Below are 15,006 nucleotides of genomic sequence, written 5' to 3' on the forward strand. Positions count from 1 at the left end.
TGCTGGAGGTTAATTGTGGAGAAAATCATTAAAGAAAAAATTTCTTCCTTACTTAGTCAAGAAGAGGAAGTCCTCAGTGTTGAACAACTGGGGGGAATGACCAATCAAAACTATTTGGTCAAAACAACAAATAAGCAATACATTGTTAAATTCTTTGGTAAAGGGACAGAAAAGCTGATCAATCGTCAAGATGAAAAGTACAATCTTGAACTACTAAAGGATTTAGACTTAGATGTAAGAAATTACCTTTTTGATATTGAAGCTGGTATCAAAGTAAATGAGTATATCGAATCTGCGATTACGCTTGATTCAACGTCAATCAAGACCAAATTTGATAAAATTGCTCCAATTTTACAAACCATTCATGCTTCTGGCAAGGAATTAAGAGGAGAATTTGCTCCTTTTGAAGAAATCAAAAAATACGAATCTTTGATTGAGGAAAAAATCCCTTATGCCAACTATGAAGCAGTTAGAGAAGAAGTCTTCTCCTTAGAGAAAAGACTTGCTGACTTAGGTGTTGACAGAAAATCTTGTCATATCGATTTGGTGCCTGAAAACTTTATCGAATCACCTCAAGGACGACTTTATCTGATTGACTGGGAATATTCATCAATGAACGATCCAATGTGGGATTTGGCTGCTCTCTTTTTAGAGTCTGAATTCACTCGTCAAGAGGAAGAAGCCTTCTTATCTCACTATGAGAGTGAGCAAACACCTGTCTCTCGTGAAAAGATTGCCATTTATAAAATTTTACAAGATACTATTTGGAGTCTATGGACTGTCTATAAGGAAGAGCAAGGCGCAGATTTTGGTGACTATGGTGTGAATCGTTACCAAAGAACTGTTAAAGGTTTGTCATATTATGGAGGTTCAGATGAAAACTAAAAATGGAGTTTCTTTTGGTCTACTCTCAGGTATTTTCTGGGGTTTAGGTCTAACGATTAGTGCTTATATCTTTTCGATTTTTACAGATTTGTCGCCCTTTGTGGTGGCCGCTGCTCACGATTTCTTGAGTATCTTTATCTTACTAGCTTTTCTCTTGGTAAAAGAAGGAAAAGTTCGTCTTTCAATTTTCTTAAATATTCGCAATGTTAGTGTGATCATCGGAGCCTTGCTAGCAGGCCCTATCGGTATGCAGGCCAATCTTTATGCGGTTAAGTATATCGGAAGTTCTTTAGCTTCATCTGTGTCGGCTATTTACCCTGCGATTTCGGTTTTATTGGCTTTCTTCTTCTTGAAGCACAAGATTTCAAAAAATACTGTATTTGGGATTGTCTTGATTATTGCAGGGATTATTGCTCAGACCTATAAGGTTGAACAGGTCAATTCCTTCTACATTGGGATTCTCTGTGCTTTGGTTTGTGCTATTGCATGGGGAAGTGAGAGTGTTCTTAGCTCTTTTGCCATGGAAAGTGAATTGAGTGAAATCGAAGCCCTCTTAATCCGTCAAGTAACTTCATTCTTGTCCTATCTTGTGATTGTGCTCTTCTCTCATCAGTCATTTGCAGAAGTGGCCAATGGACAATTGCTAGGTCTTATGATTGTCTTTGCAGCCTTTGATATGATTTCCTATTTGGCTTATTATATCGCTATCAATCGCTTGCAACCAGCCAAGGCTACAGGCTTGAACGTGAGCTATGTAGTATGGACAGTCTTGTTTGCAGTTGTTTTCTTGGGTGCACCGCTAGATATGCTGACAATTATTACGTCACTTGTCGTTATTGCTGGAGTTTATATTATTATTAAAGAATAAAGGAGATTCGTGTGAAAGCCATCATCTTAGCAGCGGGATTGGGAACTCGCTTGCGTCCTATGACTGAAAATACCCCTAAAGCCTTGGTTCAGGTTAATCAAAAACCCTTGATTGAATACCAAATTGAGTTTTTAAAAGAAAAAGGAATCAATGAAATCATCATCATTGTTGGTTACCTTAAAGAACAATTCGATTACTTGAAAGAAAAATATGGTGTTCGCCTCGTCTTCAATGATAAATACGCTGACTACAATAACTTTTACTCTCTCTATCTTGTAAAAGAAGAATTGGCCAATAGCTATGTTATTGATGCCGATAATTATCTCTTTAAAAATATGTTCCGTAATGATTTGACTCGTTCGACTTATTTTAGTGTCTATCGTGAAGATTGTACCAACGAATGGTTCTTGGTCTATGGAGATGACTATAAGGTTCAAGACATTACTGTTGATAGCAAGGCTGGTCGTATCCTTAGTGGTGTATCCTTCTGGGACGCTCCAACTGCAGAAAAGATTGTCAGCTTTATCGACAAGGCTTATGCAAGTGGCGAGTTTGTTGATCTCTACTGGGACAATATGGTTAAGGATAACATCAAAGAGCTGGATGTCTATGTTGAAGAATTAGAAGGCAATAGCATCTATGAAATCGATAGTGTCCAAGACTATCATAAATTAGAAGAAATTCTTAAAAACGAAAATTAAAGATTTCAACATCTGGCTAAAATAGTCGGATGTTTTTTTGATTTTTTACGAATAAATAGATGAGTAGAAAAAGAAATGGAGATATTTATGAAAATCACAAACTATGAAATCTATAAGTTAAAAAAATCAGGTTTGACCAATCAACAGATTTTGAATGTCCTAGAATATGGTGAAAATGTTGATCAAGAACTGTTGTTAGGTGATATTGCAGATATATCAGGTTGCCGTAATCCAGCCGTTTTTATGGAACGTTATTTTCAGATAGACGATGCGCATTTGGAGAAGGAATTTCAAAAATTTCCATCTTTCTCTATTCTAGATGACTGTTATCCTTGGGATTTGAGTGAAATATATGATGCACCTGTGCTTTTATTTTACAAGGGAAATCTGGATCTCTTGAAATTCCCGAAGGTAGCAGTCGTAGGAAGTCGTGCTTGTAGCAAACAGGGAGCTAAGTCAGTTGAAAAAGTCATTCAGGGATTGGAAAATGAACTGGTTATCGTCAGTGGATTAGCCAAGGGCATTGACACAGCAGCTCATATGGCAGCTCTGCAGAATGGTGGAAAAACCATTGCAGTGATTGGAACAGGACTGGATGTGTTTTATCCTAAAGCCAATAAACGCTTGCAAGACTACATCGGCAATGACCATCTGGTTCTTAGTGAATATGGACCAGGCGAACAACCTCTAAAATTTCATTTTCCTGCCCGTAATCGCATCATTGCTGGACTTTGTCGAGGTGTGATTGTAGCAGAGGCTAAGATGCGCTCGGGGAGTCTCATTACCTGTGAGCGAGCAATGGAAGAAGGACGCGATGTCTTTGCTATTCCTGGAAGTATTTTAGATGGATTATCAGACGGTTGCCATCATTTGATTCAAGAAGGTGCAAAATTGGTTACAAGTGGGAAGGATGTTCTTGCGGAATTTGAATTTTAATACTCTTCGAAAATCTCTTCAAACCACGTCAGCTTCACCTTGCCGTAGGTATGGTTACTGACTTCGTCAGTCTCATCTGCAACCTCAAAGCAGTGCTTTGAGCAACCTGCGGTTAGTTTCCTAGTTTGCTCTTTGATTTTCATTGAGTATAAGAAGAAAGTCCGCTTACTAGACAAACTTTTCTTCTATTATAGTAGCTAAGTCTTGACAGGGTTCAAAAAATGGTTTACACTTTATAAAGTTTATTACTTTGAAAAGGTGTGATACTGTGGCTACGGCAACAAAAAAGAAAAAATCAACAGTTAAAAAAAATCTAGTAATCGTGGAGTCACCTGCTAAGGCCAAAACGATTGAAAAATATCTAGGCAGAAACTACAAGGTTTTAGCCAGTGTCGGGCATATCCGTGATTTGAAGAAATCCAGTATGTCCGTCGATATTGAAAATAATTATGAACCGCAATATATTAATATCCGAGGAAAAGGACCTCTCATTAATGACTTGAAAAAAGAAGCCAAAAAAGCTAATAAAGTCTTTCTGGCGAGTGACCCGGACCGTGAAGGAGAAGCAATTTCTTGGCATTTGGCCCATATTCTCAACTTAGATGAAAATGATGCCAACCGTGTGGTCTTCAATGAAATCACCAAAGATGCTGTCAAAAATGCTTTTAAAGAACCGCGTAAGATTGATATGGACTTGGTCGATGCCCAACAGGCTCGTCGTGTTTTGGACCGCTTGGTAGGGTATTCGATTTCGCCTATTTTGTGGAAAAAGGTCAAGAAGGGCTTGTCAGCAGGGCGAGTGCAGTCCATTGCCCTTAAACTCATCATTGACCGTGAAAATGAAATCAATGCCTTCCAGCCAGAGGAATACTGGACAATTGATGGCGTCTTTAAAAAGGGAACCAAGCAATTTCAGGCATCCTTCTATGGAGTAGATGGCAAAAAGTTAAAACTGACTAGCAATGATGATGTTAAGGAAGTTCTGTCTCGTCTGACTGGTAAAGATTTTTCAGTGGATCAGGTAGATAAGAAAGAGCGCAAACGCAATGCTCCTTTACCCTATACCACTTCATCTATGCAGATGGATGCTGCCAATAAAATTAACTTCCGTACTCGAAAAACCATGATGGTTGCGCAGCAGCTCTATGAAGGAATTAATATCGGTTCTGGTGTTCAAGGTTTGATTACCTATATGCGTACCGATTCGACCCGTATCAGTCCTGTAGCGCAAAATGAAGCAGCAAGTTTCATTACGGACCGTTTTGGTAGCAAGTATTCTAAGCATGGTAGCAAGGTAAAAAATGCTTCAGGAGCTCAGGATGCCCACGAGGCTATTCGTCCGTCTAGTGTCTTTAATACACCTGAAAGTATTGCTAAGTATTTGGACAAGGATCAGCTCAAGCTTTATACTCTTATTTGGAATCGTTTTGTAGCGAGTCAGATGACAGTTGCTGTCTTTGATACCATGGCCGTTAAATTGTCTCAAAATGGGATTCAATTTGCTGCTAATGGTAGTCAGGTTAAGTTTGATGGTTATCTTGCCATTTATAATGATTCTGACAAGAATAAGATGTTACCAGATATGGCTGTTGGCGATGTGGTCAAACAGGTGAATAGCAAACCAGAGCAACATTTCACTCAACCGCCTGCTCGCTATTCTGAAGCGACACTGATCAAGACCTTGGAGGAAAATGGGGTTGGTCGTCCGTCAACCTACGCACCAACCATTGAAACTATTCAGAAACGTTACTATGTTCGCCTTGCAGCCAAACGTTTTGAACCAACAGAGTTGGGAGAAATTGTCAACAATCTCATCGTTGAATATTTCCCAGATATCGTAAACGTGACCTTTACAGCTGAAATGGAAGGCAAGCTGGATGATGTCGAAGTCGGAAAAGAGCAGTGGCAACGTGTCATTGATGCCTTTTACAAACCATTCTCCAAAGAAGTGGCCAAGGCTGAAGAAGAAATGGAAAAAATCCAGATCAAGGATGAACCAGCTGGATTTGATTGTGAAGTGTGTGGCAGTCCAATGGTTATTAAACTTGGTCGATTTGGTAAGTTCTACGCGTGTAGCAATTTCCCAGATTGCCGTCATACCCAAGCAATCGTGAAAGAAATCGGTGTAGAGTGTCCAAGTTGTCATCAGGGACAAATCATTGAGCGTAAAACCAAACGCAATCGCCTCTTCTATGGTTGTAATCGCTATCCAGAATGTGAATTTACTTCTTGGGACAAGCCTGTTGGTCGTGACTGTCCAAAATGTGGCAACTTCCTCATGGAGAAAAAAGTCCGCGGTGGTGGCAAACAGATTGTATGTAGTAAGGGTGACTACGAAGAAGAAAAGATTAAATAAGAGGAGAGTCCTGAAAGTGAATTTCAGGCTCCTTTTGGTTAGAACTTGACAAAATTCATCATTGTATGCGAAACTAGAAGAAGATTATTTTAACTAGGAGAAGTTATGCGTCTTATTTATCTGATAATTGGTTTTTTATCACTGGCCTTGGCTGTTGTTGGGGTTGTTTTACCCTTGTTGCCCACAACACCTTTTCTTTTGTTGTCTATTGCTTGTTTCTCAAGAAGTTCCAAGCGCTTTGAAGATTGGCTTTATCATACCAAGCTCTATCAGAGTTATGTAGCTGATTTTCGCGAGACTAAGTCTATTGCGCGTGAACGTAAGAAAAAAATCATCGTTTCTATCTACATCTTGATGGGAATTTCCATTTACTTTGCGCCTCTTTTGCCGGTCAAAATCGGTCTGGGAGCTTTGACCATCTTTATCACCTATTATCTCTTTAAGGTTATTCCAGACAAAGAATAGGTAAAATTTGTAACTATTTCCCTTGATAAAATTGAAAGCATATTCACAACAATATGATATAATAAATTCGAAGTAATACTCAAGGAGAATCAAATGATTTACGAATTTTGTGCTGAAAATGTGACCTTGCTTGAAAAAGCGATGCAGGCTGGGGCTCGTCGGATAGAACTTTGTGATAATTTAGCAGTTGGTGGAACAACACCAAGCTATGGAGTAATTAAGGCAGCAGTTGAATTGGCAACCAACTACGATACGACCATTATGACCATGATTCGTCCCCGTGGTGGCGACTTTGTCTATAATGATATGGAAATTGCTATCATGCTAGAAGACATTCGATTGACTGCTCAGGCTGGAAGTCAAGGGGTTGTATTTGGGGTTTTAACTGCTGAGAAGAAGTTGGATAAGCCGAATCTTGAAAAGTTAATTACTGCATCGAAAGGAATGGAAATTGTCTTTCATATGGCCTTTGATGAATTGAGTGATGAAGATCAGTTGGAAGCCATTGACTGGCTCAGCCAAGCCGGTGTCACTCGTATCCTAACTCGCGCTGGTGTGTCTGGCGATTCACTAGACAAACGTTTTGCTCACTATCACAGAATTTTGGAACACGCTAAAGATAAAATTGAAATTCTACCAGGTGGGGGGATTGACCTTGACAACCGTCAAACCTTTATCGATCAGCTAGGTGTGACACAATTGCACGGAACCAAGGTTGTCTTTTAAAAAATAGAAAGGAACTGCTAGCTTTGGGTAGCAGTTTTCACTTATGTTTGAAATTTTTAAATCCTATCAATTGAATCAAGAAAAGGCTCATGATTATGGTTTTGTAGAAAATGCGGGAGTCTGGACCTATAGTTGCGAGATTTTGCTGGGTGACTTTGTCATGACTGTATCCATCACTGCTGATAATGTGAGTTTTCAAGTCTTTGACCAGGAGACTGGTGATCTCTATCCTCAAGTCCATATGGAAAGTTTTAAAGGAAGTTTTGTTGCAAGTGTCCGTGAGGCTTGTTTGGAGATTCTTTACCAGATTCGGAAGGCTTGTTTTGAGGTACAGGATTTTATTTGCCCTCAGACTAAGCGAATCATGACTCAAGTTCAGGAACAGTATGGTAATCAGTTGGAGTATTTGTGGGAGAAATCGCCTGATACGGCAGTGTTAAGACACGAAGGCAATAAAAAGTGGTATGCCGTCTTGATGAAAATCTCTTGGGATAAGCTGGAAAAGGGCAGAGAAGACCTAGTGGAAGCAGTCAACCTCAAACATGACCAAGTAGCTGATTTACTTTCAAAAAAGGGCATTTATCCAGCTTTTCATATGAATAAACGTTACTGGATTAGTGTGGCGCTTGATGATACTTTATCAGATGAAGAAGTACTGGAATTTATAGAAAGAAGCTGGAATTTAACCACTAAAAAATGAAACATTTCAAGATTTTTCAAGAACTTTCAATTAGCAAAATATTCTCTACTGAAGAAATTTTCAGAAAATATTGGATTTTTTCTTGACAAGTACTTTTGCCTATGCTAAAATACTAAACAAGATATCAAACGAAGGAGAAAGTCAAACATGAAAACAGCTAAGTTTAATCAATTTGCTTTGTTGTTGAGGTACTCGGGCTAGTGCAAAAAGCATTAGTCCTGTTTGGCTTACCAAGCGGGAGTGAAACAACATCTCGCTTGGACTTCTAAGCGAGATGTTTTTTTAAAACCACATTTGGAAAAGGGGAAATCTTATGAGAACAGTTGAATTTCTAGATACCAGCCTTCGGGATGGAGAACAGACACCGGGTGTTAACTTTTCAATCAAAGAAAAAATTGCCATAGCAAGGCAGCTGGAGAAATGGGGTATTTCAGCCATCGAAGCTGGTTTTCCGGCGGCTAGCCCAGACTCATTTACGGCAGTTCAGGAGATTGCTAAAGTATTGAAGAAAACAGCGGTAACTGGTCTGGCTCGCTCTGTCAAGTCTGATATTGATGCTTGTTACGAGGCTCTCAAGGACGCCAAGTATCCACAGGTTCACGTCTTTATCGCTACCAGTCCGATTCACCGAAAGTATAAGCTCAATAAGAGCAAGGAAGAGATTTTGGAAGCAATCAGTGAGCATGTCTCTTATGCACGTTCCAAGTTTGAAGTGGTCGAATTCTCTCCTGAAGATGCGACCAGAACAGAGTTGGATTTCCTCTTGCAAGTTGTTCAAACAGCGGTTGATGCAGGGGCGTCTTATATCAATATCCCTGATACGGTAGGATTTACCACACCAGAGGAATACGGAGCTATCTTCAAACACTTGATTGAGAATGTCAAGACGGATCGTCAGATTATCTATTCACCACACTGTCATGATGACCTCGGAATGGCAGTAGCTAATAGCCTTGCTGCTGTTAAGAATGGGGCAGGACGTGTCGAAGGAACTATCAACGGTATTGGTGAGCGAGCTGGAAATGCTGCTTTAGAAGAAATAGCAGTTGCGCTCAATATTCGCCAAGATTACTATCAAGCAGAAACCAGTATTGTCCTAAACGAAACCATTAATACTTCTGAAATGGTTTCCCGCTTCTCAGGAATTCCAGTTCCTAAAAACAAGGCTGTAGTTGGTGGCAATGCCTTCTCTCACGAATCTGGTATTCACCAAGACGGAGTCCTTAAAAATCCTCTTACTTATGAGATCATCACCCCTGAATTGGTCGGTGTCAAGAGTAATAGCCTCCCACTTGGAAAATTGTCTGGTCGCCATGCCTTTGTCGAGAAACTAAGAGAATTAGCCCTAGACTTCACAGAAGAGGACATCAAACCACTCTTCGCTAAGTTCAAGGCACTGGCCGACAAGAAACAAGAAATCACAGATGCAGATATTCGTGCTCTGGTAGCTGGAACCATGGTTGAAAATCCAGAAGGATTCCACTTTGATGATTTACAACTGCAAACTCATGCAGATAATGACATTGAAGCGCTTGTTAGCCTGGCTAATATGGATGGTGAGAAAGTCGAATTTAATGCGACAGGTCAAGGTTCAGTTGAGGCAATCTTCAACTCTATTGACAAGTTCTTTAACCAATCCGTCCGCTTGGTGTCCTACACCATTGATGCTGTGACAGATGGAATTGACGCCCAGGCTCGGGTCTTGGTCACTGTTGAAAACAGAGATACAGAAACCATCTTTAACGCAGCTGGTCTTGATTTCGATGTGTTGAAGGCTTCGGCTATTGCTTACATCAATGCTAATACCTTTGTTCAAAAAGAGAATGCAGGTGAGATGGGGCGTAGCGTTTCCTATCGCGATATGCCTAGTGTGTAAAGGAGAAGGATATGACAAAGAAAATAGTAGCTCTGGCAGGGGACGGAATTGGCCCAGAAATCATGGAGGCTGGTTTAGAGGTTCTGGAAGCTCTAGCTGAAAAAACAGGTTTTGACTATGAGATTGACAGACGACCCTTCGGAGGTGCAGGTATTGATGCTGCAGGGCATCCCTTACCTGATGGAACCCTCAAGGCATGTAGAGAAGCAGATGCTATCCTCCTAGCGGCTATCGGTAGTCCTCAGTATGATGGAGCAGCGGTTCGCCCTGAACAAGGATTGCTAGCTCTCCGTAAGGAACTCAATCTCTATGCCAATATTCGCCCAGTTAAGATTTTTGATAATCTCAAGCATTTGTCACCTTTAAAACCGGAACGAATTGCTGGTGTAGACTTTGTAGTTGTGCGTGAGTTGACAGGCGGGATTTACTTTGGAGATCATATTCTTGAAGATCGCAAAGCGCGTGATATCAACGACTATAGCTATGAGGAAGTAGAGCGGATTATTCGTAAGGCCTTTGAAATCGCAAGAAGTCGCAGAAAAATCCTTACTAGTATCGATAAGCAAAATGTTCTAGCGACCTCAAAACTCTGGCGGAAAGTAGCTGAGGAAGTCGCGCAGGATTTCCCAGATGTAACCTTGGAACACCAGCTGGTAGACTCAGCTGCCATGCTCATGATTACCAATCCTGCCAAGTTCGATGTCATCGTGACGGAGAATCTTTTCGGAGATATCTTATCTGATGAATCAAGCGTTTTATCAGGCACACTTGGAGTTATGCCATCAGCCAGTCACTCTGAAAAGGGTCCAAGTCTCTATGAGCCCATTCACGGTTCAGCTCCTGATATTGCTGGTCAAGGAATTGCCAATCCAATTTCCATGATTTTATCAGTTGCCATGATGTTGAGAGACAGTTTTGGACGTTATGAGGATGCGGAACGTATCGAGCGTGCTGTTGAGGCAAGTTTGTCAACTGGTGTTTTAACAAGAGATATAGGTGGACAGGCTTCTACTAAGGAAATGACGGAAGCTATCATTGCAAGGTTATGAAGTTAGACGAAAAATTTACTCTAGTCCTTTTGATTTGGAATGTCATGGTTTTCGTGATTTATGGCGTTGACAAATCCAAGGCAAGGAGAAGAGCTTGGCGCATCCCAGAGAAAATCTTACTCATTTTAGCCTTTACTTGTGGTGGCTTTGGTGCCTGGCTAGCAGGAATCATTTTTCATCACAAGACTAGAAAATGGTACTTTAAGACGGTTTGGTTTCTCGGGATGGTTACCACACTAGTAGCTTTATATGTTATTTGGAGGTAATGGATGGCAGGAAAATCGATTTTTGATAAATTATGGGACCGTCATGTCATCACAGGAGAAGAGGGGCAGCCCCAACTCATGTATGTGGACCAGCATTATATTCATGAGGTGACCAGTCCTCAGGCTTTTCAAGGATTGCGAGACGCAGGTCGCAGATTGAGACGACCAGATTTGACATTTGGCACCTTTGACCACAATGTCCCGACGGTCAATATCTACGATATTCGAGATGTCATTTCCAAGGCTCAAATTGATAAGCTTGCTGAAAATGTTGAGGAGTTTGGGATCGAACATGCTGCCCACGGTTCTGAAAAACAGGGGATCGTTCACATGGTTGGTCCAGAAACAGGACGGACCCAACCAGGGAAATTCATCGTCTGCGGAGATAGCCACACAGCAACCCACGGGGCTTTTGGAGCCATCGCCTTTGGAATTGGGACTAGTGAGGTTGAGCATGTCTTCGCTACCCAGACCCTCTGGCAGGTCAAACCCAAGAAAATGCTGGTAGAATTCACTGGAGTTCCTCAAAAAGGAGTTTATTCCAAGGATTACATTTTAGCCTTGATTGCCAAGTACGGCGTTGCCTGTGGTGTTGGCTATGTGGTGGAATATCGTGGACAAGCAATTGATGCACTGAGCATGGAAGAGCGAATGACCATCTGCAATATGTCCATCGAGTTTGGTTCTAAGATGGGAATCATGAATCCGGATCAAACCACCTATGATTATCTCAAGGGACGAGAATGTGTTCCAGAGGACTTTGAAGAGGCTGTGGCGGATTGGAAAACAATTGTCAGTGATGATAATGCTGTTTACGATAAGGTTATCCAGATGGATGTCTCAGACCTTGCTCCTATGGTGACCTGGGGAACCAACCCTGCTATGGGGGTTGACTTTGACAGTAGTTTCCCAGAAATTAAGGATATGAATGATGAACGAGCCTACAACTACATGGACTTGGAACCAGGTCAAAAGCCAGCGGATATTGAACTGGGCTATATCTTTATTGGCTCATGTACTAATGCTCGTCTCAGTGACTTGCAGCTGGCGGCGCGATTTGTCAAAGGGAAGAAAATAGCTCCTAACTTAACGGCTATCGTAGTTCCAGGATCCCGTCCTGTCAAACGAGCTGCGGAGAAATTAGGCTTGGATAAAGTTTTCTTAGATGCTGGCTTTGAATGGAGAGACCCAGGTTGCTCTATGTGCTTAGGGATGAATCCTGACAAGGTTCCAGATGGCGTTCACTGCGCCTCAACCAGCAATCGTAACTTTGAAGACAGACAGGGCTTTGGTGCTAAGACCCATCTCTGCAGTCCAGCCATGGCAGCAGCAGCAGCTATCGCGGGGCGCTTTGTAGATGTTCGACAAATGCCAGAAGCCCAGTAAGGAGAGGATATGGAGAAATTTACAGTTTATACGGGAACGACCGTTCCTCTCATGAATGATAACATTGACACTGACCAAATCCTACCCAAGCAGTTTCTCAAGTTAATCGATAAGAAAGGCTTTGGTAAGTACCTCATGTATGCTTGGCGTTATCTGGATGACAAGTATACTGAGGACCCAGACTTTGTCTTTAACCGACCTGAATATCGGAAAGCCAGTATTCTCATCTCAGGGGATAACTTTGGGGCAGGATCTTCGAGGGAACACGCAGCTTGGGCTCTAGCGGACTATGGTTTCAAGGTCGTGATTGCAGGGTCTTTTGGTGATATTCATTACAATAATGAACTCAATAATGGCATGTTGCCTATTGTACAGCCCAGAGAGGTTCGAGAGAAACTAGCCCAGCTACAACCAAGTGACCAGGTAACTGTGGACTTGGAACAACAAAAAATCATCTCACCAGTTGGAGAATTCACTTTTGAAATTGATAGCGAGTGGAAACACAAGCTCTTAAATGGTTTGGATGATATCGGTATTACCTTGCAGTATGAAGATTTGATTGCTGCCTATGAAAAACAACGACCAGCCTACTGGCAGGATTAGAAGAAAAATAGAAAAGGAAATAGAACTATGACAAAACACATTCAATGGAACGGAACACTTTCACAAGAAGGCTATGACATTTTAAAAGGTGAGGGCGGATGTATCGTTTGTCCAACAAAAGTTGGTTACATCATCATGACTAGTGATAAGGCAGGACTTGAACGCAAGTTTGAAGCTAAAGAACGTAACCGTAACAAACCAGGTGTCGTTCTCTGTGGTAGCATGGATGAGCTTCGCGCTTTAGCACAACTTAATCCAGAAATTGAAGCCTTCTACCAAAAACATTGGGACGAAGATATTCTTCTAGGTTGTATCCTTCCTTGGAAACCAGAAGCCTTTGAACAACTGAAAGCATACGGGGATGGCCGTGAAGAACTGATGACTGACGTGCGTGGTACTAGCTGTTTCGTTATCAAGTTTGGGAAAGCAGGTGAACAATTGGCTGCCAAACTTTGGGAAGAAGGCAAGATGGTTTACGCTTCATCTGCAAACCCATCTGGAAAAGGAAACCGTGGTAAGGTAGAAGGTATAGGAGAACGCATCGAAGGCGCAGTAGACCTTGTTATCGAGGCAGACGACTATGTGGCATCAATCCAGCCTGACAAAACGATTGAAACTCGCTACGAGCAAGGTGTGATGGTCTCTATGGTTGATAAAGACGGCAAACTCATCCCAGAACAAGGAGGAGCACGTTCAACTTCACCAGCTCCAGTTGTAATCCGCAAAGGGCTTGACATTGATAAGATTATGATGCACCTGTCAGACACCTTTAACTCATGGGACTACCGTCAGGGAGAGTATTATTAGAATGTAGAAGAAGTGGGGAGAAAATAATCTCTCCTCTTTCTTTTATTATTTACACAATAAAAACCGAACAATATATTTTAATTTATGAAATTATTTGACAGAAACTGTACTTTAGTTTATAATAAATTAAGGAAACGTCGGAAAAGGCGTAGTGATGCGAGAGCATAGGTAGGTCATTTCAAAAGAAACGAGACATCGATATGTTAAATGAATTTCCAATTTTTGATTACGAAGATATTCAATTGATTCCAAATAAATGTGTGATTAAAAGCCGTGCAGAAGCGGATACAAGTGTCACTCTAGGAAATCACACCTTCAAACTACCTGTTGTGCCAGCTAATATGCAGACGATTTTGGATGAAAATGTAGCAGAGCAACTGGCTAAAGGTGGTTACTTCTACATTATGCACCGTTTTGATGAAGCAGGACGCATTCCTTTTATTAAACGAATGCACGATCAAGGGCTCATTGCTTCTATCTCTGTCGGTGTTAAGGACTACGAGTATGATTTTGTGAGCCAACTCAAGGCTGATGCTCCAGAGTACATCACGATTGATATTGCCCATGGTCATGCAGATAGCGTGATTTCTATGATTCAACACATTAAGAAAGAATTGCCAGATACTTTTGTCATTGCTGGAAATGTGGGAACACCAGAAGCTGTGCGTGAATTGGAAAATGCTGGTGCGGATGCTACTAAGGTTGGAATCGGTCCTGGTAAGGTTTGTATCACTAAGGTCAAGACAGGGTTTGGTACAGGTGGTTGGCAGTTGGCTGCCCTACGCTGGTGTGCCAAGGCTGCCCGTAAACCGATTATCGCTGATGGTGGAATTCGTACTCACGGTGACATTGCCAAGTCTATCCGTTTCGGTGCCAGCATGGTCATGATTGGTTCTCTCTTTGCAGGACACATCGAAAGTCCAGGGAAAACGATTGAAGTCGATGGTGAACAGTTCAAAGAATACTATGGTTCAGCTTCACAATATCAAAAAGGTGCTTACAAAAATGTGGAAGGCAAACGCATCTTGCTTCCTGCCAAAGGTCATTTGCAAGACACTTTAACTGAGATGGAACAAGACCTTCAAAGTGCTATTTCTTATGCAGGTGGACGTCAGGTTGCTGATCTTAAACACGTTGATTATGTTATCGTGAAAAACTCCATCTGGAATGGGGATGCTTCCCACTAAGACGGGCTATTTGACCAGAAAAAAACTTGTTATTAGAGCAAATTTCTGTTATAATAAAACAAGTTTCCACCCTTAGTGTAATGGATATCACGTAAGATTCCGGTTCTTGAGATGGGGGTTCGATTCCCTCAGGGTGGATGTAAACATCCTAAAAAAGCCTTTAATAGGGCTTTTTTCTTTACACAGCCTTAAATT

15 protein-coding genes and 1 tRNA gene are annotated in these 15,006 nt (G+C 41.4%); all 16 read left to right on the forward strand.

The genetic code is table 11. From position 1 onward, the window contains the following. The first annotated feature begins 15 nt into the window (after positions 1 to 15). Complete coding sequence (gene licA / locus D8848_RS05710) at positions 16 to 885, forward strand: choline kinase LicA (RefSeq protein WP_004257985.1); 870 nt, start codon at positions 16 to 18, stop codon at positions 883 to 885. Next, on the forward strand, positions 875 to 1,753 hold the full coding sequence (locus tag D8848_RS05715; protein WP_049550666.1) for a DMT family transporter: 879 nt from the start codon (positions 875 to 877) through the stop codon (positions 1,751 to 1,753). Before licA ends, D8848_RS05715 begins: the two co-directional genes overlap by 11 nt. An 11-nt stretch (positions 1,754 to 1,764) precedes the next feature. Then, positions 1,765 to 2,454 carry a sugar phosphate nucleotidyltransferase gene (locus tag D8848_RS05720; protein WP_000643977.1) on the forward strand — a complete coding sequence of 230 codons (690 nt, stop codon included), beginning with the start codon at positions 1,765 to 1,767 and terminating at the stop codon, positions 2,452 to 2,454. Positions 2,455 to 2,541: 87 nt separating this feature from the next. Beyond that, positions 2,542 to 3,390, forward strand: coding sequence for a DNA-processing protein DprA (gene dprA, locus D8848_RS05725; protein WP_125443154.1), 849 nt, complete (start codon positions 2,542 to 2,544; stop codon positions 3,388 to 3,390). Positions 3,391 to 3,658: 268 nt separating this feature from the next. Continuing rightward, the gene (gene topA / locus D8848_RS05735; protein ID WP_125443155.1) at positions 3,659 to 5,746 is read left to right on the forward strand and encodes a type I DNA topoisomerase; all 2,088 of its coding nucleotides are present in this window, start codon (positions 3,659 to 3,661) and stop codon (positions 5,744 to 5,746) included. Between the two features lie 105 nt (positions 5,747 to 5,851). Continuing rightward, a complete protein-coding gene (locus D8848_RS05740) occupies positions 5,852 to 6,211 on the forward strand; it encodes a YbaN family protein (RefSeq protein WP_125443156.1) in 360 nt (119 codons plus the stop codon). Between the two features lie 93 nt (positions 6,212 to 6,304). Beyond that, entirely contained in the window at positions 6,305 to 6,937 is a 633-nt protein-coding gene (locus tag D8848_RS05745; protein ID WP_125443157.1) for a copper homeostasis protein CutC, read from the forward strand. Positions 6,938 to 6,980: 43 nt separating this feature from the next. Next, on the forward strand, positions 6,981 to 7,637 hold the full coding sequence (locus tag D8848_RS05750) for an MmcQ/YjbR family DNA-binding protein (protein WP_125443158.1): 657 nt from the start codon (positions 6,981 to 6,983) through the stop codon (positions 7,635 to 7,637). Between the two features lie 313 nt (positions 7,638 to 7,950). Next, the gene (locus D8848_RS05755; RefSeq protein ID WP_125443159.1) at positions 7,951 to 9,513 is read left to right on the forward strand and encodes a 2-isopropylmalate synthase; all 1,563 of its coding nucleotides are present in this window, start codon (positions 7,951 to 7,953) and stop codon (positions 9,511 to 9,513) included. A gap of 11 nt (positions 9,514 to 9,524) precedes the next feature. Then, positions 9,525 to 10,562: a 3-isopropylmalate dehydrogenase gene (leuB, locus tag D8848_RS05760; RefSeq protein ID WP_125443160.1), complete on the forward strand. Its 1,038-nt coding sequence runs from the start codon at positions 9,525 to 9,527 to the stop codon at positions 10,560 to 10,562. Beyond that, positions 10,559 to 10,828, forward strand: a complete 270-nt coding sequence (locus tag D8848_RS05765) for a DUF1294 domain-containing protein (protein ID WP_125443161.1) — start codon at positions 10,559 to 10,561, stop codon at positions 10,826 to 10,828. The genes leuB and D8848_RS05765 overlap by 4 nt, the downstream gene beginning before the upstream one ends. 3 nt (positions 10,829 to 10,831) lie before the next feature. After that, positions 10,832 to 12,214 (forward strand): 3-isopropylmalate dehydratase large subunit, encoded by a 1,383-nt coding sequence (gene leuC, locus D8848_RS05770; protein WP_125443162.1) that lies wholly within the window; start codon positions 10,832 to 10,834, stop codon positions 12,212 to 12,214. Between the two features lie 9 nt (positions 12,215 to 12,223). Beyond that, positions 12,224 to 12,817 carry a 3-isopropylmalate dehydratase small subunit gene (gene leuD, locus D8848_RS05775; RefSeq protein WP_000410625.1) on the forward strand — a complete coding sequence of 198 codons (594 nt, stop codon included), beginning with the start codon at positions 12,224 to 12,226 and terminating at the stop codon, positions 12,815 to 12,817. Positions 12,818 to 12,844: 27 nt separating this feature from the next. Next, positions 12,845 to 13,624, forward strand: coding sequence for an L-threonylcarbamoyladenylate synthase (locus D8848_RS05780; RefSeq protein WP_049515439.1), 780 nt, complete (start codon positions 12,845 to 12,847; stop codon positions 13,622 to 13,624). A 200-nt stretch (positions 13,625 to 13,824) separates the two neighbouring features. Then, on the forward strand, positions 13,825 to 14,811 hold the full coding sequence (locus D8848_RS05785) for a GMP reductase (protein WP_000931164.1): 987 nt from the start codon (positions 13,825 to 13,827) through the stop codon (positions 14,809 to 14,811). A 66-nt stretch (positions 14,812 to 14,877) separates the two neighbouring features. Beyond that, positions 14,878 to 14,949: transfer RNA gene (locus tag D8848_RS05790), tRNA-Arg, on the forward strand. Positions 14,950 to 15,006 lie beyond the last annotated feature (57 nt).

The organism is Streptococcus mitis (assembly GCF_003942775.1).
Classification (GTDB): Bacteria; Bacillota; Bacilli; order Lactobacillales; family Streptococcaceae; genus Streptococcus; species Streptococcus mitis_CN.